The following is a 25,208-nucleotide window of genomic DNA, read 5'->3' as shown; positions in this document are numbered from 1 at the left end:
ACGGTATTTATATTCCATTTTACTTTGTATTCATAAATGTGATCTCCTCGCAATTTATATCCATTATGTCATGACATATAGAATTCAATTTCTGTCTCACCGGTAAGTTTCTCCTGCGGAATATAATTACCCGGAAGTTCTTCTCCATTTACATAGAGTTTTTTACATCCGGCTTCCACATGTCCCGGATTCTTCACAGTGATATGGAGATGACATCCACGGAAATCCTTGCTTATCTCAAACTTCTCCCATTCTTTTGGAATCGATGGTGCTATACGTAAGCCATAGAAATCCGGACGCATGCCAAGAATTCCTTCTACACATCCTACCATCACAGTAGATGCTGTTCCTGTCAGCCAATGCACATGAGATCGTCCGAAATTCGGGCTTGCTTTTCCTTCTGTAAACTGTCCATAGCAGTATGGCTCCAGCTGTCTGATCTCAGCCCTGTCATTCTGCGCTGCCGGAGCATTCTCCAGGAAATAATTAAATGCACGCTCACCATGTCCGCAAAGTGCTTCTGCCAGAATGAGCCATCCCTGTGACTGTGAAAAGATTCCCGCATTTTCCTTTGTTCCTGCATTGTAGATAACCGCAAGTGCTCCGTCGAAAGCATTTGCATGATATGGAGGATCCATAAGGATTGCACCGTATTCTGTATTCAATCTTTCATAAACCATTTGAAGGGCCAGATCTGCCTGCCGCTCTGTTGCAAGGCCGCTGATCACAGCCCAGCTCTGTGGATTCAGCCACATATTTGCCTCCGGGTCAGTTCTCTTTCCGATAACCTCTCCCCGCTCCGTAAACCCACGGATAAAACGATCTTCATTCCAACAGAGTTCCTGGATCAATTTTCCAAGCTGCTCTTGTTTTTCTTCCAGGTATTTTATATATTTTTCATCTTTTTTGTACTTTGCAAACTCTTTCAGGATAGTCATTGCATAATAGAACTGTAATGCAACGAAAGTAGATTCCCCATCCTTTCCAAGTCTCAGACAATCATTCCAGTCTGCATAAAGTCCGGCCGGCATTCCATGTCTGCCAAGATGGTTCATGGAGAAGTCAATAGCTCTTTTCAGATGCTCGTATACAGTTCCTTCATCCTTGTTTGCAAACGGGATCACTTCATCGATGAATGCAAAATTTCCAGTCTCTGAAATATATTTGTATACAGTAGGGAACAGCCAGAGTGCATCATCTGCGCGGTATGCCGGATGACCGGTTTCCTGTACATAGGACGCATCATCCGGTGTATCCTCATGTCCCGGATTATGTGTGAATTTCACAAGTGGAAGACCGCCGCCGTTATCTACCTGTGCTGACAGCATGAAACGGATCTTATCCAGTGCCATTTTGGGTGCAAGATGGATCACACCCTGGATATCCTGTACAGTATCACGGTATCCATATCCGTTACGAAGTCCACAATAAGTAAAAGATGCTGCACGTGACCAGATAAATGTCATAAAACAGTTATATGCGTTCCATGTATTGATCATGGTATCGAATTCCGGACTTGGTGTTCTGATCTGAAAATGTGCAAGCTGTCCGTGCCAGTAACTGATCAGTTCTTCAAGCTCCACCGCGCATGTTTTTTCACAGTCTGCATAATGTGCTATAATCTCCGCTGCTTCATTATCCTCCTTCATTCCTGCCAGAAAAGCCATTTCCCGACTTTCTCCCGGTTCCAGAGTAATTACAGTTGAAAGAGCTCCACAGCTGTTTTCATTATAATTTCCCTCATTACATAATACACCGGCTTCAACCCCTGCCGGATTGTTGTATCCGTGATATCTTCCAAGGAATTTTTCCCTGTCACCACACCAGGAAGAAACCTTCTCTCCAGCCAGGCCGAAGAATCGGTTGAACACGTTCTTGTTATCAACCTCTTCCCCATCCTTAAGGCCGTCCAGATTCGCATGGATCATCTGACGTACACGATCTCCACAGAATACTGTTCTTGTAATATACTGGGAATACTGCAGATTCACCTGATCCTGTTCATAATTGCTGTTATTTGTAAACTCTGCATATCCAGTCACACTGATCTCACGTTTTCTGTCTGAGCAGTTGGTAACTTTCAAATTCCATACCTCGTAGGACTGCCCAAGCGGTACATAGTATCTCACCTCTGAATGTATCTCGCTGTAATCTGCCATCATTTTAGTATAGGCTGTGCCATGATGACATTCACTTTTATACTCACTGAGATCTTTGCCAACCGGCTGCCAAGATGCTGACCAATAATCTTTTGTGTCATTATCCCTGAGATAAATATATCTTCCCGGCTGATCAAACTGATTAAAAATATATCTCAGGATTCTGCCGTTCGCCCCGGATTTTGCAAAGCTGTATCCCCCTGCATTATTGGAAACGATTGCTCCGTATTCCGGCGATCCCAAATAATTCACCCACGGAGCAGGTGTGTCCGGCCTGGTAATCACATATTCCTTTTTTTCTTCATCAAAATACCCATATCTCATGCCATACAATCTCCTGTTCTGTATATTTTCCGTAACATTGTCTGTTGTTACCTATTTTCTACACTATAACTGATATGCAGATAGCAATATACAAAATAAAAGATTAAAATATCAGATTCATGACATAAGATATGGACATAATTGTTTACAATTCTTCCTCCGTGATCACCAGCTTCATGGCCCAGGCCGGGATATCCACATCCTCAGGCTCCTGCTCCATAAATACAAATGCTGTCCGGTATGGCGGCATCTTTGCCGGAAAAAGCCCGTATCCGTCTGTAAAATACACCAGGCCTTTAAGATTTTCAAACTCACGTTTTTCCATCAGCTCTTCCACATAAGCAAAAGCCGGGCGAAAATCTGTGCCCCCATCGCCGTAAAGTTCCAGACTATCCATGTAATCCTGCAGTTCTTCTCTGCCGGTGATCTTCACATCTGAATGCACCTTCTCGTCACACTGGATAATGTGTATATTTACCTTTCGGAAAAAATTTCCGCTGTCACTTAAAATTCCGTAAGTTTCCTCCAGAAATCTCCGCACCAGTTCCCCGGAACAGGACATGGAGGTATCGATCACGATGACAAATTCCGAAACTTTTTTCACTTCTCTGGTTTCCAGGGGTTCGATCAGCGGCATATTCCCGTAAAGGGAAAGACCGTAGGTATAAAAATTATAATCAAAGCTGTCCGGATCTACAGTCAGTTCTTCCCGAAATACTGCAAACTTCCGCAGAAATTCCCGATAATCATATCGTTCCCGGTTCTCTATTTTCAGCTGGTCCAGAAAATCTCCGTCCTGCTCTCCTGACTCTCTGGAAAAAGTTCCAAGGTCTGTTTCGATCCCATCGCTGATATCTCCCCATTTTTTGCTCATCAGGGGATTGGATTTCCGGTCGGGCTGCTGGTTTGCCCAGTATTTATGGTCGTCCACGTAGAACTCTTTTTCAAGCTGTGCCAGTTCTTTTTCCTTCAGAAATTCTTCTTTCAGAATCTTGTAGATTCTCTCTGCATTCAGCGTCTTCTTTTCCTTTTCCAGAAGACGGTAGGTTTCCCTCCGGAGAAGACTTCTGGAATATCGGACTGAGCGGTGGTAGATCCCGTCGATCATATGCTCCACTGCAATATCGCAGCTTAAATTCCACAAACGCTTCTCTATTCCCGGCTTCCCAAAGTGCCGGAAAATGCAGTGAAATACCATATGGAGATATCCTCGATTCACAAGAATCCTGTTTTCTTTATAAAGCCCGCCAAGCTGTGCCGGATGGAAGTACATCACAGCCCCGTCTGTTCCAAATGGACTGACCGAGCCATCCATCCGATAAATAAAGCTGCTCAGCGCCACGTCCAGAAAACGCATGCCAAGATACAGCTCGTCTCTTGCCGCCCGAAGGATGCTGCTACCGATATCCTGGAGACGCTGGGCTGCCTCCTGGGAATTGGATCCCTGACCGGGCAGGAAGTTATTTTTATTGTTTTCAGTTGTTTCTATGCCTTTCAGGATTTCCACCTCCTCTGATCTGCTGTTGCAGTTCTTTTTTCATTAATTTACCATTATTGTTTACACATAATCTCATAATTCACTTGTAGCTTATTTTTCTCATATTCTCTCAGACACTCTATAAACTTAATTTTTCTGCATAAAGAAATGTTCGCATGCCATTCTACGCAAGACCTCCTCAATTTGTCATCAGGCTCTTCCAACTTACAGCTGAAATTTCTTCCTCCGTCTCGCTGGCCGCCCATCATCTTCTGTCTCCCCGGCCACCTTCTGTTCTTCCTCCAGCATCCGGCTGCGCTCATTCATCAAAAACGCGGAAATCTCCATATCCTTCTTTCCGGAAGCCACATCAATACTGTGTTCCAGGCCCTCTCTGTTCCAGATTTTTTCCCGGGAAAGCAGTTCCAAACCATTTAAGTTTCCGCTCTCCACCAGATATTCCCCGATATCCTTAAGATTTCCCCGGATATAATCCTCATACTGCTTCTTCGCCTTTTCGCTCAGCTGCCACGGATAACGAAGCCGCCCGAAGCTCATATCCACCAGGACCTCCAGCTTATCCATCACCACTGCCATATCAAACAGGCTGTCATACTCCGCGAAATCCAGTTCTTTATTATAGAAGCATTGCCGGTAATTGGTCCCTGAGCCATGATACTCCGTAAACAAAATTCTCGCAGGCGTATTCTCCACCGCCTCATCATAATGCTCCGGAAAAACCATATGCGCACGTTTTCCACTTGCCTCGCCATTTTCGTACAGAAAATCCACATCGATCTTCTGCCATAACTCCCCAAGAATCTCCTTCGCACAGGATTTGATTCCCTTTTTCTGATGGATCACAAGCTCCTTCAGCCCGCTGCAGCCCGTAAACGCCCCGGTTCCCACCTGCATCAGCGTATCCGAAAACTCCAGCCGCTCCAGTTTTTTGCATCCATAAAAAATATATCTTCCGATTTCCTTCAGCGTATCTGGGAAAACGATCTCCTGCACTTCTTCGCCGGCAAGAAGCCTCTCTTCTCCAAACGAAAATGTATCTTCATTCTCCCAGACTTCCGCCTCTTCTTCTCCATCCTTGTGTACGGAAAACGCATACGGCGCCGCACTGACTACCGGAAGACCATTGATCTCTTCCGGAAGCACGATCCGGTCATCGGTACCGTAACAACGGATGATTTCTATTGTATTATTTTTGATTCTGTAATGTATTTTCATAATTCTCCATTATACGTGAACGGATATCCGAAATCCATTTCCCGTTTTCATTCTTCAGGAATCATCTCATCTACTGCTGATCCTGATCTTCTATAGCACGTCTGCATTTCATTGTAGTCTCATTATCCATTTCATGCAAGAAATTTTCCCATGTCCCTATAGCACTCCTCTAAAATAATGCATCTTAATCCAGCCCATCAGAATGTGAAATCCTGCGTCAGATATCTTTGCCGTGCGTAAATTCTTTCTGATACATAAAACAGCCCGTCAGACATACGATGATCTTTAATTCATCTGATATCTGACAGGCTGTATGCAACACAAAATAAACATCTGCATTATACTCTGTTTCACACCCATGAGCACAACTTTATTTACTTCTTATAAGTACTGGCTGAACTCCACTTTCTCCTTATTCGGTCCTTCGATAGTAAAGAACTTCACACCATTCTCCCAGAACGGCAGGAAATGGACTTCATCATTGGTAGTATTCAGTCCGGCTGCTGTTACCAGCTCGTGGACTTTCTCCACATCCTTCACATCAATGGCAACATGGTCGATGGCACCGGATTCCATTTTTGCAGCTTTGTTCTCGTACGTCTCGATCACAAGATTTCCAAGCTTCAGGAAAGCAACCTTCTCATTGGCAGCCTCGTTCACTGTCTGAAAAGCGATCTCAAATCCCAGTGCTTCATAAAATTTAATGGTTGTCTCAATGTCATTGGTCGGCACACCTACGTGCTGAATTCCGTTCATCTGATCTTTTAAATTCATTTCAAAACCCCATCCTTTCATAAATCTGACATGCTCATAAACACAATCGCTTCGCAATTTAGATATAACTCTGCTACAGGTTTATGAATACGATTCCTCTGCAATTCTGCGTTCCACCTGTGCAAGCTCCGGCATTGCCGGGATCGCACCTTTTTTCTCCACGCATAGACTGGCCACCGCATTACCGAAACGTGCAAATTCCTTCAGATCCTCCTGTGTCAGCTCGTCCGGCTGTTTCTCCGATGTGCTGACCTTATACAGGAATCCTCCCCAGAAGGAATCACCGGCTCCGTTCGTATCCGCAATCTGTTTCACTGAAAATCCCGGCACCATATAGCCTCCATCTTTGCTGTAAATATAAGCTCCTTCACCGCCAAGAGTAACTGCCACGACTTTCACGCCCTGCTCATACAGTATCTTCGCTGCTTCCCGGACATCCTTATGATCTGTCAGAAGCTCGGTTTCCTCATCTGAAATCTTCATGAGATCCACATAGGGTACCAGACTTCTCATATGTTTTTTGGCAGTTTTTTCATCCGGCCACAGAGATGCACGGTAATTGGGATCGTAAGAAATCACGCTGCCCTTGTTTTTCGCTCTTTTTACCGCATAAAACGTGGTATCTCTTGCAGGCTGATCCGTCAGGGACAATGATCCAACATGAAAAATATGGGTATGATCCAACACATCCACGTCCACTTCTTCCTTCTGGATCTTCGTATCCGCTCCCGGTTTTCTTGCAAAAGAGAAAGTCCTCTCTCCGGTCTCCCTGACTTCCACAAAAGCCATGGTAGTAAAATAATTTTCGTCCAGAAGCATACCCTTGGTATCCACGTTTTCTTTCTCAAGAACAGATTTCAGGAACTTTCCGTGCATGTCTTTTCCTGCTTTACCGATAAATGCAGTATGAGCTCCCAGTCTGCTGGCTGCAACTGCAACATTGGCTGGTGCACCGCCCGGATTTCTGGCATACAGCATCTGTCCGTCCTCATTAATATCCCGGGAAGTAAAATCGATCAGGATCTCACCAAAAGTTGTAATATCATAGATGGATCTTTTCACAGCATCTCCTGTGTCCACAAGAAGGTTCTGATCAAGCAGCTGAAAAAGGATTTTTTCACATTCTTTCTCATTATCTGTATGTATATGAAGCTCTCCCCCATCAAACTCAGGCATACTTAAGACACCAAGCATAGACTTTGCATTTACAACATAACGGCCGTAACATAATTCTACATCACATGGGATGGATTCTGCAATACTTACCAACTTTCTTGCATTCTGCATTGTGCCTAAAATTACTTTTACTATCATTTTTGTCCACTCTCCTATGCAAACAGGCTGATCACAACAGCACAAACCAGGCCTGTTACTCCTACGATAGTTTCCATCATTGTCCAGGATTTCAGGGTTGTTTTTTCATCAATCTCCAGAAGAGAACCTACCAGCCAGAATCCGGAATCATTTACATGGCTGAATGCCGTTGCACCGCCGTTGATGGCACAGACCATTGCTGCCAGATAAACCGGTGACAGGTCTGCAACTCCGGGCATAGCAGCCATAATTCCTGCTGCCATTGTCATAGCCACAACTGCCGCACCAACAGATGCGCGGATCAGAGCTGCAATAAGAAATGCGACCAGTACAAGCGGAAGTCCACTTTTTTCCAGGGCAGGTCCTATAATGTTTCCCATACCGCAGTCCTGAAGAACCCAGCGGATGATACCTCCACCAGTGATGACCAGAAGGATCTGTCCGGTAGGCTTCAGAGAACGATCCAGGATTTTCTTAAGCTGCTCTCCATTATAGCCCTGCTTCTTTCCGAGAAAATACATGGCAAGCAATACTGCTATGATCAGTGCCACAAAAGGTGTTCCCAGAAACTGCAGAACCGGCCGGACCACATCAAGTCCCGGAATATATTCAGAAACTGTATTGCACAGGATCAATACCAGCGGAACAAGAATGATACATAATACTGTAGAAAACTTCGGCAGCCTGGCTTCTTCTTCCTCACGTACCTCCTGGATATTGGAAGGCAACCCTGTATTGATCTTTTTGCCGATAAATTTGGACCATAAAATTCCTGCAAAGATCAGAGATAAAATACCTACCGGCACACCTACCGCGATCATTACTCCGAGATCCACATTCAGCATATTTGCCACTAGAACAGATCCTGCTGATGGCGGAATGAATGCAAAACCGGTGGCAAGGCCCGCAAGAAGCGGGATTACATAATATAAAGTCGATTTCTTTGTTTTCTTCGCAAGTCCGAATGCCAGAGGGATCAGAATCACAACGCCAGCCTCAAAAAACACGGTGGTTCCAACCACAAGCCCTGTGATTCCAAGAGCGATTCCTGCCTTTTTTTCACCAAATTTGTTTATCAGTGTCTGGGCAACGCACTGTGCGCCGCCGGACACTTCCAATATCCCGCCGAACAGAGAGCCCAGTCCGATCAGGAGTATAATTCCCTGTAAGGTTTCTCCTGCGCCGTTTTCCACAGTGCTTACCAGCGTTGGAACCGGCATTCCGGCACCAAGCCCGATAACCAGTGCAGCGATCAACAGGGATAAAACCGGGTGAATCTTAAATTTTATGATAAGTAACAATAATAATAAAATCCCTGCTGCTGCCGCGATCAACAGTCTTAACGGATCTGCCGCAAATACCGGTTCTGTCATCTTTCCATTTACCTCATTTCTCTTTATTCACTACTTACGGATTGCTGTCTGACTTTTGAACTCTGATGTTTCATTTTACATATTTATGAATAGTTGCCTTTACAGCTCCGGGTCCTGCGATCATCTCACGGAACATATCCTCGATCTTCTCTCCGACACCATCTTTATAAAGGTCTGTGAAGAACAATCTCTCATTGGAAAGGATCGGCTTCAGCTGATCCTTGAAGGTTTCCGGTTTTCCGATCACGATATCGCCAAGCTGCTCTGTGATTTCCTCATTCATCGGGTCCGGTGCAAGCTCAAATTTGTTTCCTTCGTCATCTACAGCCAGCATGTATCTCAGCCATCCTGCGATTCCAAGCGGGATTGCTGTCAGCCTGGAAGCATCTCCAAATTTCTTCACATATGCTTTTACAGTCTCACCGAAACGGATACCTACCATCTGGGACACATCTACAGCCAGACGAAGGTTGGTATCTCCAAGATACTCATTCGGGAAACGATCATTGAAAAGCTCATCCACAAATGCCTGTGGGGAAAGGATTCCAGGATCTGCAACTACCGGAAGTCCCTCGTCATAAGCAACCATACGGGCCATTTTCATCATATCTTCGTTGGTGTTCAGCATATGTGCAAAGAGATCATATCCAAGTACCACACCAAGAGGGCCGGTTGCGGAATGTACCGGATTCAGGCAGACGGTTACTTTCATTCTCTCGGAGAGATTGACGGTATTTCTGTCCGCTATGTATACGCCGAAGCCTTTTTCCAGAGCAGGGCGTCCGTTAGGGAAGCTGTCCTCGATAACAAGATACTGTGGCTTCTCAGCATTAACAAATGGTGCTATGTATGTCTTCTTTCCTGTGATCACCGGCTGCATGTCTTCAACGCCAAGCTTCTCAAGGTCTGCTGCGATCTGCTCGCTTGGTCGAGGTGTGATCTTGTCGATCATGGTCCACGGGAATGCAACCACCTTCTCGTCCGTTACATAATCTACGAAGCCATCATCTACGAAGCCCGCTTTATGCCATTCCTCTGTCATAGTCAGCACGGACTCACGAAGCTTGGCGCCGTTCTGTGAGCAGTTGTCCATGGATACCAGGGCGATCGGATATTTCCCTGCTTTATATCTTTCATTCAGCATAGCCACAAGAACTGCCATAGCTCCGGTTGCCTTATCCGGACCGTTTTTAATATCTGCTTCCACAAACGGGAACCATGTTCCGTCTGCTTTCTGGAGTGCATAGCCCTTCTCTGTAATAGTGAAGGAAACCAGCTGCAGGGACTTAGCTGTGAAGATCTCCTTCAGGCGATTCCACTGTACTGCATCAGAGGACTGTGCTTTCACTGCTTCTGCAAGTGCCCCGAGAACTTTGTACTCACGGGTTCCATCACCGTGAAGGATGACATTTAAGCCAAGGTTGTCATATGGCGCGTAAATTTTATCCACTACGTCATAATCAAAGGTCTCTACACATGTGATACCTCTGTCAAGAACTCCCTCTTCCAGAAGACCATCTGCGATGCCGCCGATAAATACACGAAAAATATTTCCGATTCCGAAATGTACCCAGCCAGGCTCCTTCTTCGCTTTCTCAGTCACAGCCTCTACATCGTATCCCGGAAGATCGATGCCTGCTTTCTTCCATGCTTCACGTTCCTTGATTCCATTTCTTGTTAATTTCATAATCTTGAACCTCCCTGTTTTCTTCTATTTCGTTATCATTTGAGTTTTTACTTATGCTTATGTCTTAACTGTAAGTAGAGTATAGAACTATTTTTTCAAAAAATCCATTGACAAAACACCTAATTTTGCTCTTATATTTTTGTTTACTTTTACTTATGCACAAGACATATATTCTTTGCCAATCCATATACCGTTACTTATTATTCCTCGAAAAAACTTTTGTTCTGCTCTGCTTCATGCGCTGACATTGCATTTCCTGCAAATTTATACTAAAATACATTTGAGACTTAAACATATCTATAATTACTTTTATCAGGAGAATCTCATGAGTGAAAAAGGATTAACCACCATCAATTTAAAGAAAATAAACCGCTCCAAGGTTTACCAATATATATACCAAACACACCAGACTTCCAAAATGCAGATCGTCCAGGACCTTCAGATGGGGCTTTCCACAGTAAGCCAGAACCTGAACCTGCTGGAAAAAGAAGGGCTTATTGACAGAAACGGATATTTTGATTCCACGGGCGGAAGGAAGGCACAGGCCATCCAGATTGCCTCGGATTTTCGAATTTCCATTGGCATCGGGATCCTGAAAAACATGTTCCATATCACAGCCATCGACTTATATGGAAATGCTTTTTATACAGAAACCATTACTCTTCCCTATTCCAACACAGAAGAGTATTACAGACAGCTGACCAATAAAATACGGGAATTCATCGCAGAGAATCACTATCCGGAAGAAAAGATTCTGGGCGTTTCCATCGCCACACAGGGGATCACTTCTCCGGATAATTCCACTGTGATCTATGGAAACATCATGAACAATACCGGCATGAAGCTGGAGGATTTTTCCCGGCATCTTCCTTACCCCTGCCATCTGGAACACGATTCCAAATCCGCCGCTTTTCTGGAGCTGTGGAATCACCCGGAGCTTGACAGTGCTGTCGTGTTCCTTCTGAACCGAAACCTGGGCGGTGCCATTATCACCAACCATCAGATCCATCAGGGAAGCTCCATGCACAGCGGAACACTTGAGCATATGTGCGTGAACCCGGACGGTCCTTTATGTTACTGTGGAAACCGTGGCTGTCTGGAGACCTACTGCTCTGCCAATGCTCTGGAACAGTCTGCGGGGATGCCTGTGAAGGAATTTTTCCCGCTGCTCCGCGAAAAAAAATCTCCCCGGCTTGCTGAGCACTGGGAAGATTACCTGAACCATCTGGCATTTGCCATGAAAAACCTGAACCTGATCATCGATGCGCCGATCATCATCAGCGGATATCTGGCACCTTATTTTACGGAAGAAGACATCACTTATCTGCTGGAACACATCAACACAGGCGCACCCTTTACCCTGGATAAAGATCAGATTCTGGTCGGTACCCACGGACAGTATACACCTGCCATTGGTGCAGCTTTATATTATGTAGAAAAATTTATACAGAGCGTGTGAATACAGGCAGCTTCACCTGAACCGCTCAAAAAAGCATGTCATACACAGCCAGACGGATATAACTTGATCCGCTCTGTCCTAAGGTATGACATGCTTTTTTTTATTTTACTTATTATTTTTTCAGTTCTTTCAGCAGCTGCCCGATCTTTGACACAAACAGATCAAAGGCCACATTATTCTTACCGCTGTTGATCACAATATCTGCTTTCGCCCGTGTAGGCTCCACATACAGATAATGCATCGGTTTTACTGTGGTAAGATACTGATCGATGATTCCGTTTAAATCCCGTCCACGTTCCTCCACATCTCTGGAGATCCGTCTTAAGATCCTCTCATCTGCATCTGCTTCCACATAAACCTTGATATCCAGAAGATCTCGGATACGGGGATCTGCAAGAAGCAGGATTCCCTCTACCAGAATGACCGGTCTTGGTTCGATCTTCAGCACTTTGTCGGATCGGTTGTGCTGACTGTAATCGTATACCGGACATTGGATGGTTTTGCCCTCCTTGAGTTCTTTGAGATGCTCGACCAGAAGATCGGTTTCCAGTGAATCCGGGTGATCGTAATTCACCTTCACACGTTCTTCAAAAGGAATTCCGTCCTGTCTGCGGTAGTAATTATCATGATAGATCACCACCACATCGTCTCCGAAATGCTTCTTCAGTCTGTTTGTAAATGTAGATTTGCCGGAACCAGATCCTCCGGCGATCCCGATAATAATACTTTCCATCGTCTCTTTACCTCTTAATCTAGAATTCTTCCGCTGTGGATCCCGCAGGCTTCCCGAAGAGTTTTTCCGTATAGAGAAGCTTTTTCTTACACAAAAGCTGCCCGGTCGGTGTGCATCTCCTGCATCCGGTTCCGGACAGCTTTTCTGGTTATTTTTTATAAAGCAATCGTTCTGATCAGATCTCAGCCTGCTCAAGAAGTGCCGGGATCTTGGATTCCCATCCAAGTGCCATGATATGTACACCCTGGCAGTATGGCTTACACTCTTTGATGATACGTGCAGCGATCTCAACACCTGTGATACCAGCTTTTGTCTTCTCTTTGTCAGCTTTCAGCTCCTCGATCATCTCATCCGGAACATGAATGCCGGCAACGTTGTTGTTCATGAACTTAGCCATTCCAGCAGACTTCGGAATGATGATACCAACCTGTACCGGTTTTCCGAACTGTTTTGCTTTTTCCATAAATTTGATGAATTTCTCCGGCTCAAATACAGCCTGTGTCTGGAAGTAGTCTGCACCTGCAGCAACCTTTCTTTCCATCTTTGCAAGCTGAGCGTCAACGGAATCGCTGCATGGAGATACAACGGCACCCTTGGAGAATTTCGGAGGCTCACCAACGAGCTGGTTTCCACCAAGGTCTACACCGGACTCAAGAAGCTGTACTGTATGAAGAAGAGATACAGAATCAAGGTCAAATACCGGTTTTGCCTGCGGATGGTCGCCCATCTTTGTGTGGTCACCTGTGAGGCAGAGGATATTCTCGATACCAAGCATAGCTGCACTTAAAAGATCAGACTCCAGTGCGATACGGTTTCTGTCACGGCATGCCAGCTGGAAGATCGGGTCCATGCCTGCATCTTTGAGGACTTTACACATTGCAAGAGATCCAAGACGCATTACAGAAGACTGGTTATCTGTTACATTGACTGCATGAACGCCTTTGAGATAAGTTTTGGCTTCTTCTACCAGTTCATCTACATGGATCCCTTTTGGCGGTCCTACTTCTGCAGAAACTACAAATTCACCACGGTCGAATAATTCTTTCATTTTCATATTATATTTGCTCCAATCATTTAAAATTTGGGGTACGGTCCACCTGCTCTGCAGCATACATTACGGAATATTTCCGGTAAACCGTATCATAATTTAATTTGGCTTCTTAATAAATCTTTGCTTATTATTTCACTTCATCATCTGTAGCGAAATTATGGATCTGTGTCGGGCATTTCAGTGCGTCAAGGCGTCCGATCTCTTTCAGACGTCTGTAGATGCGCTCCCATCCACACTCCATATCACTGTCCACTTCGCATTTACCATTCTTGGAACCGCCGCACTGGCCGTTGACAAGACTCTTGGAGCATGCTGTGATCGGGCAGATCCCGCCGGTAAGGTTCAGATAACACTCACCACACTGGTCACATTTATATTCTAACGGTGTTACACCCTGGAAACCAGGTACCGGGTATGTATCGCAGGCTGCGCATACCATCTTGTCTTCCAGATATTCTGCGATGGTCTGTACACCAACACCACAGGAGAATACCAGGACCAGATCCGCTTCTCTGATCTTATCCATGTGTTTCTGAAGACGTAACTGCATATTTTCCGGATTACAGATATAATCCGTTGTCATGATCCCTGTCACATTTCCTTCAGCGGAAAGCTCCTTCTGAAGTTCAACAGCTTCTTTTTCCGGAAAACGAACTTCCTTGCATCCATGGCAGTTGATGATAAAAACTTTCTTTCCGGCTGCCAGTGATACGATAGTTTCTTTTGCTTTTAACTGGGTAATCAACATATCACTTCATCCCCCTTACTGCATTTTTTCCGGCTTTGATACTGTTAATGATCGGAATCTTGGAAGAACAGATATACTGACAGCATCTGCACTCAACACAGTCCATGACATTCATGTCCTTCATGCCCTGCCAGTTCTCTTCTTTCGCATATTTTACGAAATACAGAGGAGAAAGTTCCATCGGACATACGTCCACACAGCGTCCGCACTTGATACATGGCTGCTCTTTGGTCTCGTCTGTATCAATGACGATGATACCGTTGGAGCCCTTCATCATAGGTACCTCCAGAGTGTTCAGAGGGAATCCCATCATAGGTCCGCCCATCTTGACCAGAACATCGTCATCTGTAAATCCACCGCAGTAATCGATCAGCTCTTTTACGCTGGTACCGATCTTGATGATAAAGTTGCCAGGATTCTTGATCTTCTCGCCTGTTACGGTTGCAACACGCTCGATCAGCGGCATACCCTTCTGGATCGCATCGGAGATCGCTTTTACAGTACTGATATTATCTACGATAACGCCAACATCTGCCGGAAGGCCGCCGCTTGGAACCTTTCTGCCCATGACACGCTTGATGAGAGTTTTCTCAGCACCCTGCGGGTATTTGGTTCTTGCAACAAAAACTTCCATATTTCCGATATCGGCAACTTTTTCCTGCATTAATTCGATCGCATCCTGCTTGTTATCCTCGATGACAATGATGCCCTTCTCAGCACCTGTTGTCTTAAGGATCGCTTTCAGACCGAAAATAATATCATCAGCAAACTCAAGGAGAACCTTATGGTCTGCTGTTAAATATGGCTCACACTCACATCCGTTGAGAAGGATGGTATCAACCGGTTTTGCAGGTTTCAGCTTGACACAGGTCGGGAAACCTGCACCACCCATACCAACGATTCCGGCTTCTTTTACGATCTCAATGATCTCATCCGGTGTAAGTTCGTCCAGGGCTTTATGTGGCTGTACGGATTCGTGCAGAGTATTTTTTCCGTCGGATTCGATGACAACTGCCATCACCTCACTGCCTCTTGTACCATGCATACGTGGCTCAACAGCAACTACGGTTCCGCTTACACTAGAATGTACCGGTGCGCTGATAAATCCGGCAGCTTCTCCGATCTTCTGTCCAACCTTTACTGTGTCGCCTACTTCCACGATCGGGTTGGCAGGTGCACCAAGATGCTGGGACATGGAGATCACAACCGTCTTCGGATCCGGGAATTTCTTCAGATCGATATGCTCGCTGAATTCCTTATGCTCTGACGGATGAACGCCACCATAGTATCCGTTCAGTCTATCCTCTCTGATAGACTTCACGTAATCATTGATCACCTTAAAGTTAACCTTGGAGTAATCACGTACCTGTACCGGCTGATTCAGGAACTCTTCCAGACGACCCTGTTTTGCCAGTCTCTGGTAGATCTTCTCCCATGCGCAGTCCTTGTTAGGATCCACTTCACATTTCCCGTTCTTTGCTCCGCCGCACTGTCCATTCACAAGACTCTTGGAACAGTCGACGATAGGACAGACGCCTCCGGTAATGTTCAGATAGCACTGTGCACATGCATCACAGCTCTTTTTGGTAAGTGCCATGCCGTGATGGCCTCTGTAGTTAAGGGTATTACTTGCTGCGATCACCGGCTTACCGGTCAGATCTGCAACAGTCTGGATACCAAGACCACAGGAGATCACAACTACATTCTCTGTACCTTCCGGCAGCAGATCCTGTAATTTTCTTTCTGTGTGCATCTTGTTGCACAGAAAATCGAATTTCGCACTGCCTGTGACGGTTTTTCCCTGCTCCGCAGCAAATTTCAGGAATTCCTCGCAATCCGGTTCGTCAACGGTCTCAAATTCCTTGAAACACTTGTTACAGGCGATTACAAACAGATTGTCCCTGCCGTTCAGCACTGATGCAAGCTCATCACTGCTTTTCAGCTTGTACTTAGTATAGTTTTCCAATTGCTCACCTTCCTTATAAAGATTATATCCTTATGATTATCTGCTCTTATCCGTTCCCTCCTTCTCTGCACTCCCAGGAAAGAAACAATAAAACCAAATAAATAAGTTCTTTGTCATTTGTTCAGCCCTTCGAAAATCCCGGTCCCAAAAAAGGCCGCAGTATTTCCTCTGACCGCTACAATAAATGTACCATAATTTGAACATATTATCCAGTTTTATTAGCTATTTTTATAAATTTATTCTATGATTTCATCCCAATCGTCTATGGATGTACGGATATTTGTACAACTTCTGTTATGCTGCATGCGTTAGTTATATGCAACTTATATAATTTTGTTTATAAAATATCCTTTTTATGCATTGAGCATATTGCACAAGGATTTTATCTTTAACAGGGCAGATCCGACAGGTGTCTTTTGTCATGGGGTAAGACGCTGTCCGCAATATTCACAGGTGCTCAGACGACCTTTTATTACCTGATTCTTTGCACCGCAGCTGGGGCAGGTAACTGTAATATAGATCTTCTCATTTACGCGTCTGTTCGGTGCAGTGATCATAATATAATTTCCTTCTCTGTCTATCTGGATATTCCGGATATATCCCCCCGCAATAAATTTTTCCAGCTTTTTCACTGCACCTTTTCCCAGTTCCTGCTCAAACTTTTCAAATGAGACAGTATTCTGGGCATAGGATTCAAACCAGCAGGCAATTTCTCCAGCTTTTTTCTTCTTTAATGCTTTTTGAATTTCCCGGAAGGTTGGATACAGAAACAGCAATCCAAGTATGATCTCTGTTGCTGCCATTCCCCAGCGCCCTTCACCAATATACTTCTCCGATGCGCCAATAGCTCCCAGGGAAAAAAGTATAAAAAAGCCACAAAGAACCCATTTCAGTTTCCCAAGTATTCCTGTTTTTTTATTTTTTTCTGTCAAAAAATCGCTCATGTCTATTTCCTCTTTCCTATTATTCAAAATCTTATGCTATATTTGTGAATGCTCCGTCAGCTCACGCCAAACTCCCTCTGTCCGAATATGTTTCTGCATTCTGTGGATCTTCTATTTCAGTGTGGTTACGATCAGTTTACTTTCCAGTGCAGCTGCTATCAGATCCTCTTTGCAGCTGTATCCCGCCTTGGCGATCATTTCCTGAAAATTCCATCTCACCCCAGAAGCAGAACAGTCCATTTTCCTTGCGATCTCGGAATATGACATCCCGTGAATATACAGGCGCAGCATCTCCAGCTGTCTGGGACTGATATCACCGCTTGTGATCCAGTTAAGTTCCACCTCCGGTGCCACATCCGGAAATACATGCTCCCCATTTAACGTTCTGTAGATCACACTCCGTATTTCCTCTTCACCGTGATCCTTATACCATAGACTGTCTGCACATCCGCTCTTTGCTCTTTCCAGCACCTTGGGATCGATCAGCGAAGTAACAACCAATACCTTTGTATATGGATATTTTTCCCTGATGATCTTTCCGGCACTCAGCCCATCATGATTATGAAATGTCTGCACATCCATAAGCACAAGATCAATTGCCGAGTAAGAGCAGATCTTTACAGCTTCACAGGCATCCGAAACTGTCTGGACATGTCGGAATTCCGGTTCCCGCATAATAATACTTTCAAAATACTTCTGCATGATCCTCTGATCTTCTACTATCAGTATCCGTACCATAGACTCCCATCCTTTCTGTCAGTGGCATTTTCAACACCAGACAAAACTCCGGCGAAAAAGAAACCTGCATAATACATTTCTCTGACTCCGCAGCTTTTCTCAGTGCAGACAGACCACCACCTTCTTCTGCATTTTTTTCAGGTGCATCTCCATCATTCGTTATCCGGATGCTGTATTCATTTGCACCTTTTTCTATCTTCACCAGAACTGTACTTCCATGGGCATGTCTGGCACAATTTGTCACACATTCACGGATCGCTCTGTCTGTCAGCAGCCTGTAGGAGGGATGTTGAGGAAAATTCCCGCTGATCTGAACATAAATTCCAAGTTCTTCTGCATGCCTGATCGTATCCGCGCATAATTCTTCCATATTCTCAACAGAAGAATCTGTAAGAATATAGACCAGATGCTTTAATGCAGATAGCTGTTCATCCATTTTATCCTGATTTTCTTTTCTTTCCAATATCCTGCGTATTGACAGAAGGCTTCGGCCAAAATTGTCATGAACCTGCATTTTCATGGCAAGTGTCTCCTGCTCTCTTATTTTATCTCCGATTTTTTCATACATTTCCTCTAGCTTATGATTCAGGATTTCCAGCTTTTCATTATTTGCTCTGATCTTTTCACCATTGTAATAAATTTCTGATACATTAACTGCCACTGTCTGCAGATATCCTGCACAATCCGGCTCCTGCAGACGATATTCCTGAAACATCCAGACGGAATCATCCGGAAAATAAAATACATTACTGTCACTGTTTAATCTGCGAAGTCCCTCTGCTTCGGATCCTCCATTTATTACTTTCCGCAATGCCTCATAATCCTGCAGATAGGAGCCTATCATTATCCTGCTCAGTTCATGCATCTTGGTGTTGCATAAAACGATCCTTCCAAGAGGATCCGAAAAACACACCCCACAGGGAACATCATCAACAGCTTCATTCACAGACCAGTAAGACAGAGAATGGTGATATCTGCGTCTCTCTCTCCAGATTGCCCAGCAAAGATAAAGCAACAATACCACCATCGCTGCCATCAAAACACTGACCGGACACATCCGGAGCATTAGCTGATATGCGCTTTCCCCCTGGCAATATCTGTGATCATTCATCAGGAACCCCATAAGCATAAAAGAAACTGCAAAAACAGTCACTGCTGTTATAATTTTCTTTTTCCCGTAAAAACAGGTTATCCTGATCAACAGAAGGATCAATTCCAGAATCAGGCAGATTTCAAGAAGGATCATCAAAAAATCCTGCATTGCCATACTGCATTCCGCAAAATCAGTCATCTTCCGCCTCTCTTTCTGAATACGATACATCCGATAAACCATTCGTTTTCATCTTCCTGCTGCACATTTAATTCCGGTCTTTCTGACATTAATCCCCGAAGATCTGCTTCTGCTACAATATGAACCGAGATCCGCAAAGCATCATCGATCTGCGACACACGGTAAAAAACAGACTGCATTGTATCAAACAATCGTTCCACAAGCCATTCAAAGGTATCATAGCATTTTAGTATATCATCTGCCTTCAGCTGCACTTCACCATTTTCGACATAATAAGCTGCCCGGATCTTACATAATTTTAAGCTGTCACAAGATTCCGCAAGACTCTGTCTGAGATCCTCCATTGTAAGCAGATTTCCGTCTGATGCATATTGTGTCAATACCAGATTTTTTCTTCTTTTTAAATATGTACCAACAACCACGATTTTTCCCAGGATCCGGTCATAGTGTTCCCTTGACTCCGTTCTTTCCAGCTCATCCATCAGCTGTGACAGCAATTCCAGCTGCCCGGCTGTCTGATTCTGTATCATGTTCAGCAGTCGGTTCTGTTCTTCTGTTTTTCTCCGCTCAGCTTCTTTCTGATAGGTTTTCTGCAGCAGACGATTTCTGGCAGTCAGCTCCTCCTGCTGTTCCCGGATATCCTGATACTGATCCAGAAGCACCGAAATATCTTCTGACCAGAACAAATGTCCTCCTCTTATAGGAATATGGTTGATCCGGATTCCCTGTTCCTGTACAGCTGATCTGTTTATTACAATTTTACGCAGTTCCGGTGACAGCTCAGGAAAATCACCGGAATGATAATAACGCTGAAAGGAATCATCCGTAATCTCTGCATCCAGTCCTCCGGAGGTCTGGAATAATTCAAAATATCGATTGTTCGTCTGTATCAGGCCGCATAATATACATCCCTGGTAAATTGCCGCCATCAAAAGGCAGCATACCGCTGTCATATCTCCGGCAATTGTTTTGATCAGAGGCAGACGGAGTAAATTCCCGATATTCCATCCCAGAAGCAATATTCCCGGAATAACCGGCAGCCAAAATTGCTTTCTTCCCGGAATCCTGCTTTTTCTGATCAGCATGATTTCCATCCATATCAGGCAAAATATGATCCATCCCTGGATTACTATAAAAAGAATACCATAGCTGTAATCTCTATCTGAAAGCGGCGGCCGCCCGGAAAACCGAAACACCAGCTGATGCAGATCATTTGTAAAAACACTGATAATCAAAACCACCGCAAAAGCAAGCAAGGCAATAATTTTTCTGACTGTTTTCTCTCCATCCTTTTCCCCTAGAAACATCGCTGCTGCCAGTCCAAGGACCGGGATCAGGATCATCGGGATATAATACAGATACCAGCAGATATGTTCTCCAAGCGGATCATGAAAAATATGAAATTTTACTGTCCGTACAAAAAACCAGAAGACCATCAGACAGCCAATTGCAGTCAGACATCTGCGCGTTTTTCTATGCACTACATGCTTTTCCAGATAAATCACCCAGGCACAATACATTCCCAGATAAATACAGTTACGACACTGATCTGCGAGATTTCTCATAAAAACATTTTCCGGTCTTCCCAGCCTGCAGAAATACGCCAGAAATACACTTATCAGGATTCCTCCATACGACAGTGCCCTTTTTTTATTGTATGTCATGAAAATTCCTCTCTCATTAATACACCTCTGTGATAAGTATACTATAAAACTCTATTTTATTATATAGTTTTCAGAGAAATCATCCATTCTCAACCCCTGTTATCACAAACAGAGTGAACAATTCTGTCCACTCTGTCTATCATCACTCAAAATGGTCTTGGCTGGCCACAGTATTCGCAGAACCTTCCGGTATTCTCTGCACCGCACTGACATTTCCATAAACTGCCGGGCTGCTGCATTCCGTTGTTCATCTGCATTCCAGATTGCTGCATTCCGTTGTTCATATTCATCCCAGGCTGCTGCATTCCACTGTTCATGTTCATTCCGGACTGCTGCATTCCATTGTTCATGTACATCCCGGACTGCTGCATTCCGCTGTTCATGTTCATCCCGGGCTGCTGCATTCCATTGTTCATGTTCATTCCGGACTGCTGCATTCCATTGTTCATGTACATCCCGGACTGCTGCATTCCGCTGTTCATGTTCATTCCGGGCTGCTGCATTCCAGCCGCATTTGGTGTCAGGGCGGCTATGATCTGATGACCTGTCTGCTCCACTTCCATCAATTCACCTCTGTTATCGCTGCTTATGGAAAAAGTATTCAAACGAAAATCCATATCATCAAACCATGGAGTTTTTACTTTAATACGCATAGTATAATCAAATTCATACTTATATACCGGTGGCTGATAGCTTACGGTTTCTCCATCCTTTGTTGTATATGTTTCCTCGTTCTGCTGTCGCTCTACATCAACTCTGCACTGCACAACAGCGGATAAAGGAACTATATCCGGATTTTCATTGACATCCAGCTTCCGTGCAACAGTAAAATTCCCCTTATTGTCATCAATAAAAACATTGTAATTTCTGGTATTGATCTGACGTGTTATACAAAAATCCATTACGGCTTTTTTGTTTTTTTCACGATATTCCAGTTGACGTTTTATATCCTCTACCGTACTGTGCCGCCGGTCTTCAAACCATGGTGACAATTTTTTTGCACAATCCTTACACAGATTTCCGTCATCCAGTTTTCTGTTGCCTAATAAACCTATTTTCTCTCCGCAGATATCACAGATCTTCTTATCAAATAATCCCATACCCAATCCTCCTTCTTTTTATATTTGTGTTTTTGTTTATCTACATTATGCGTGAATGCTTCGCCATTTGCACTAGCATCTCTGACAGTAACTGAATTCATCTTCATATCAATGTCAGGATCATAAGGCTCGTATCTGAAAATCCTGTCCGTTTCTATATGTTCAGGATATACCGTATGGGATACTCTCTGCCAGACACAACCGTCCCCATCCCACCTCCACATTCGGATATTCCTCATATCCGCCCACACTCTGTGCGCCTTTCCTCAGATACGCCTTCACCTTTTCCCCATAAAGAAACGGATCATTTCCTTTCACGATCCCCCATTCCATAAGCAGAGCTGCGCTTCCGCTGACAAAGGGTGCCGCAAAGGAGGTTCCGGTGACAGTGGCGTAGCCTCCGCCGGGAACCGGGGCGGAGATGGATACACCGGGAGCTGCGAGGTCAGGCTTCCGGATCGGCAGGAACTGACTTCCCCTTCCGGAAAAATCTGCGTAGGCATTCTGTCTGGAATCATAAGCTCCAACAGAAATAACTTTTCCGGCAGTGGAAGGAATCGTCAAAGTTCCCACAGCCCGCGGAGAATAAAACCCGGTTCCGCGATTCAGTACATTTCCACCCGGCAGCCAGAGGAAATACTGTCCGGAGCGCACACGTTTTCCACTTAAAAGAACTTTCCAGACACCGCTATCCACATAATTACCCTCAGGAATGAAATCTATGTAGATTTCCTGGGACAGCTGATAGGGACCGGGTTTTCCATAATAGATCAAAAGCTCTGTATTTTCCAGCAGATGCCGCTGTGGACCCAGCCTTTCATATAATGGACCGATCCGTTCTCCGGACGGACTTTCCAGATAAATTTCCATCTCATCTTCATAATCCTTCCATAACTGTACATTTAATGTGGGCTCAAAAGCTCCCACCGCCAACTGGATTTCTTCTGTTTTCCCCTGCTGCAGGATTCCTCCTGCATGCCAGGGCTGGCTGCCGTTATTTCCGGTTCCTGTAACGATCACAGTCCGCCCCATGGCCGCAACTGTATCAATATAGTTTTCCAGAAGAGAATCCCCTCTGTGTGTTCATTATAACTAGGGGAAAATTACTGTAAAAAAATTTGCAGTCTTTACACTGCCTGTTTTTCTACCGGATAAGGCGACTGATACTTAAATACAATATCAATGCTCTTATCTCCATTCACAACAATTTTTTCAATCAATTCTGTCACAATTTCTCTTGTCACTTCGGATAATGTTCCATACTTGATAAATTTCTCTATCCAGTTTTCATAAGATTCTTCTGCCTCTCCAAAGCTGTCTTTCTCTTGTTCTGCCAACTGAATCTTCGCCCTGATATCTTTATCCTGCTTTTCATATTCTGCCTTATAGGAGAGATATTCTTCTTTATCCAGAACACCATCTACATAATTTTCGTAAGTTTTCTTTTTATACTTTTGGACAGCCGCAAGTTCTTTTTGTAACCGTTCAATCTGCTGGTCTGCTTCTGCACATCGTCTCTGCACCTCCTTCTTCCTATCTGCTACTTTTAATATTTCATCCTTATCACTTTCTTTCAGTGCCAGTTCCGCTTGTCTTTGGATTTCATTTTTTACAATAGAATCCAATACTTCTTTTTTAATGAAATGAGAATAACAAACTGTGTTTCCTTTTTTGTGATAGGTACCGCACTCATAACCGTCCCGACAAGTAACCCTCTGGAAATTATATCCGCAATCTCCACAAACAATAATTCCTGCGTATGGATTTACCTTTCTCACTTCGCTATTAAATCCCGGTGTCCGTGTTCTTTTCTTCATAAGTTCCTGTACCTGCTCAAAAGTATCTTTGCTAATAATTGCTTCGTGCATTCCTTCCACAATATACTGCTGTTCCTCTGGAATATATTGATACTTTTCCACTTTATAGGATATCTTTTCTGATTTATGCTGTACCATAGCCCCTGTATAAACTCTGTTTCGCAAAATTACATTGATCGTAGGATATGCCCAGCCCTTTGCACCCGCTTTTTCTAATGCATTGGCATATTTCAATCCCTGCACCTTTCTCTTATACTCTGACGGTGTCAGAATTCCTTCCTGATTCAGTTTCTTTGCAATACCATCCCTGGAATATCCTTCCAAACTCATATAAAAGATTCTCCGTACCACTTTAGCTGCTTCTTCATCTACAAGAAAATGATGCTTATCTGCCGGATCTTTTACATATCCATATGGGGCAAACCCAGACATAAACTGTCCCCGTTTCTTCTGGGCGGTCAATGCACCTCTGATTTTCTTAGATATATCACGACTATACATATCATTAAACAACGTCTTAAACTGTGCCAATTCTTCATTACTGTGATGAACAGAATCCACGCCATCCAAAATTGCAATATAACGCACACCCAAAGATGGAAAAACACGCTCAATATAGTTACTGGTTTCAATATGTTCACGCCCAAGCCGGGAAATATCTTTCGTAATAACGCCTTGAATTTTCCCTTTGTAGATATCCTCCATCATCCGCTGAAATTCCGGTCTATTCGCAAAATAAAGCCCCGAATAACCGTCATCAATATAAATATCTGCGATTTCCAGATCCTCTGATTTAGTCACATACTCACGAATCAGTTTCATCTGATTTTCAATACTCTCACTAACTTTATTCTCTCCATCATCCTTCGACAGACGACAATATACACCCATCTGATACATCATATCACCCCATCTTTCTCAAGTATTCTATCTGGTGAACTCTCTACTGAAGCAAACTTAAAATATATATCTATTTTCTGCTCTGGATATACATAAATTTTATCAACTAACTCCACAAGCGCTTCTCTGGTAAGCTGCTTTACCGTTATTCTTCTGCGATTAAAGTGCTCCAACCATATCTTTGTTTCATTGACCGCCGCCCGCTGCCTTTGCTCTTCATGGTTCAGTTCTGATAATTCTTTTTGATATTTCTGATTCTCTGTTTCATACATCTGTTTTAATTCCAGATATTCCTCTTTGGAAAGTACTTCATCCATAAACTGTTCATATGCTCGTTTCCGGTATTCCAGATTTCTTTCTATTTTTGCCTGCAATTTTGCAATTTTACCATCCAGTTCCGGCTGTTTCTGTCTGATCTGAGTTTCCAGATTCTTCATATCCATCTTCATCTGT

20 protein-coding genes and 1 pseudogene are annotated in these 25,208 nt (G+C 44.1%); 1 reads left to right on the top strand and 20 read right to left on the bottom strand.

Features of this window, described 5'->3' with window-relative positions:
* Positions 1-68: 68 nt before the first annotated feature.
* From CCC17_RS00350 to CCC17_RS00320, 8 genes and pseudogenes are all read right to left on the bottom strand, one after another.
* Positions 69-2,483 carry a GH36-type glycosyl hydrolase domain-containing protein gene (locus CCC17_RS00350; protein ID WP_287082296.1) on the bottom strand — a complete coding sequence of 805 codons (2,415 nt, stop codon included), beginning with the start codon at positions 2,481-2,483 and terminating at the stop codon, positions 69-71.
* A 145-nt stretch (positions 2,484-2,628) separates the two neighbouring features.
* Complete coding sequence (locus CCC17_RS00345; protein WP_287082553.1) at positions 2,629-3,939, bottom strand: vWA domain-containing protein; 1,311 nt, start codon at positions 3,937-3,939, stop codon at positions 2,629-2,631.
* Between the two features lie 246 nt (positions 3,940-4,185).
* Entirely contained in the window at positions 4,186-5,196 is a 1,011-nt protein-coding gene (locus CCC17_RS00340) for a leucine-rich repeat domain-containing protein (RefSeq protein ID WP_287082294.1), read from the bottom strand.
* Between the two features lie 381 nt (positions 5,197-5,577).
* A complete protein-coding gene (locus tag CCC17_RS00335) occupies positions 5,578-5,970 on the bottom strand; it encodes a VOC family protein (RefSeq protein ID WP_118623640.1) in 393 nt (130 codons plus the stop codon).
* An 81-nt stretch (positions 5,971-6,051) separates the two neighbouring features.
* Positions 6,052-7,020 carry a carbohydrate kinase family protein gene (locus CCC17_RS00330; RefSeq protein WP_287082551.1) on the bottom strand — a complete coding sequence of 323 codons (969 nt, stop codon included), beginning with the start codon at positions 7,018-7,020 and terminating at the stop codon, positions 6,052-6,054.
* A 78-nt stretch (positions 7,021-7,098) separates the two neighbouring features.
* A pseudogene (locus CCC17_RS15150) lies at positions 7,099-7,257 on the bottom strand (HPr family phosphocarrier protein); the annotation flags it as partial.
* 41 nt (positions 7,258-7,298) lie between these two features.
* Complete coding sequence (locus CCC17_RS00325; RefSeq protein ID WP_287082293.1) at positions 7,299-8,657, bottom strand: GntP family permease; 1,359 nt, start codon at positions 8,655-8,657, stop codon at positions 7,299-7,301.
* Positions 8,658-8,727: 70 nt separating this feature from the next.
* Positions 8,728-10,344 carry a mannitol dehydrogenase family protein gene (locus CCC17_RS00320; RefSeq protein ID WP_287082292.1) on the bottom strand — a complete coding sequence of 539 codons (1,617 nt, stop codon included), beginning with the start codon at positions 10,342-10,344 and terminating at the stop codon, positions 8,728-8,730.
* Positions 10,345-10,669: 325 nt separating this feature from the next.
* Between CCC17_RS00320 and CCC17_RS00315 the strand changes: the two genes are divergently transcribed.
* Positions 10,670-11,803, top strand: coding sequence for an ROK family transcriptional regulator (locus CCC17_RS00315; RefSeq protein WP_287082290.1), 1,134 nt, complete (start codon positions 10,670-10,672; stop codon positions 11,801-11,803).
* Between the two features lie 112 nt (positions 11,804-11,915).
* Here CCC17_RS00315 and udk read toward each other — a convergent pair whose 3' ends face one another.
* From udk to CCC17_RS00255, 12 genes are all read right to left on the bottom strand, one after another.
* A complete protein-coding gene (gene udk / locus CCC17_RS00310) occupies positions 11,916-12,536 on the bottom strand; it encodes a uridine kinase (RefSeq protein WP_021976352.1) in 621 nt (206 codons plus the stop codon).
* A gap of 175 nt (positions 12,537-12,711) precedes the next feature.
* Entirely contained in the window at positions 12,712-13,590 is an 879-nt protein-coding gene (locus CCC17_RS00305; RefSeq protein WP_015526188.1) for a methylenetetrahydrofolate reductase, read from the bottom strand.
* Between the two features lie 124 nt (positions 13,591-13,714).
* Positions 13,715-14,335, bottom strand: a complete 621-nt coding sequence (locus CCC17_RS00300) for a methylenetetrahydrofolate reductase C-terminal domain-containing protein (RefSeq protein WP_021976351.1) — start codon at positions 14,333-14,335, stop codon at positions 13,715-13,717.
* Between the two features lies 1 nt (position 14,336).
* Positions 14,337-16,301 (bottom strand): electron transport complex subunit RsxC, encoded by a 1,965-nt coding sequence (gene rsxC / locus CCC17_RS00295; protein WP_173740535.1) that lies wholly within the window; start codon positions 16,299-16,301, stop codon positions 14,337-14,339.
* Positions 16,302-16,720: 419 nt separating this feature from the next.
* A complete protein-coding gene (locus CCC17_RS00290) occupies positions 16,721-17,245 on the bottom strand; it encodes a hypothetical protein (protein WP_022426202.1) in 525 nt (174 codons plus the stop codon).
* Positions 17,246-17,356: 111 nt separating this feature from the next.
* Positions 17,357-17,983: a response regulator transcription factor gene (locus CCC17_RS00285; RefSeq protein ID WP_022426201.1), complete on the bottom strand. Its 627-nt coding sequence runs from the start codon at positions 17,981-17,983 to the stop codon at positions 17,357-17,359.
* Positions 17,931-19,274, bottom strand: coding sequence for an ATP-binding protein (locus CCC17_RS00280; protein ID WP_242872554.1), 1,344 nt, complete (start codon positions 19,272-19,274; stop codon positions 17,931-17,933). The genes CCC17_RS00285 and CCC17_RS00280 overlap by 53 nt, the downstream gene beginning before the upstream one ends.
* Complete coding sequence (locus CCC17_RS00275; protein WP_287082289.1) at positions 19,271-20,938, bottom strand: histidine kinase N-terminal 7TM domain-containing protein; 1,668 nt, start codon at positions 20,936-20,938, stop codon at positions 19,271-19,273. The genes CCC17_RS00280 and CCC17_RS00275 overlap by 4 nt, the downstream gene beginning before the upstream one ends.
* A 146-nt stretch (positions 20,939-21,084) precedes the next feature.
* Positions 21,085-22,038, bottom strand: a complete 954-nt coding sequence (locus CCC17_RS00270) for a DUF4428 domain-containing protein (RefSeq protein ID WP_287082287.1) — start codon at positions 22,036-22,038, stop codon at positions 21,085-21,087.
* Positions 22,039-22,200: 162 nt separating this feature from the next.
* The gene (locus CCC17_RS00265; RefSeq protein WP_265190862.1) at positions 22,201-23,058 is read right to left on the bottom strand and encodes a S8 family serine peptidase; all 858 of its coding nucleotides are present in this window, start codon (positions 23,056-23,058) and stop codon (positions 22,201-22,203) included.
* A 107-nt stretch (positions 23,059-23,165) separates the two neighbouring features.
* A complete protein-coding gene (locus tag CCC17_RS00260) occupies positions 23,166-24,758 on the bottom strand; it encodes a recombinase family protein (RefSeq protein ID WP_005428244.1) in 1,593 nt (530 codons plus the stop codon).
* Positions 24,755-25,208, bottom strand: a 454-nt coding sequence (locus CCC17_RS00255; protein ID WP_287082286.1) for a DUF4368 domain-containing protein, incomplete at its 5' end; no start/stop codon positions are given. The genes CCC17_RS00255 and CCC17_RS00260, both read right to left, overlap by 4 nt.

Source organism: Blautia sp. LMAG:36, from assembly GCF_008680535.1.
Lineage (GTDB): Bacteria > Bacillota > Clostridia > Lachnospirales > Lachnospiraceae > Blautia_A > Blautia_A fusiformis.
This window is presented reverse-complemented; position numbering and strand designations above follow the sequence as displayed.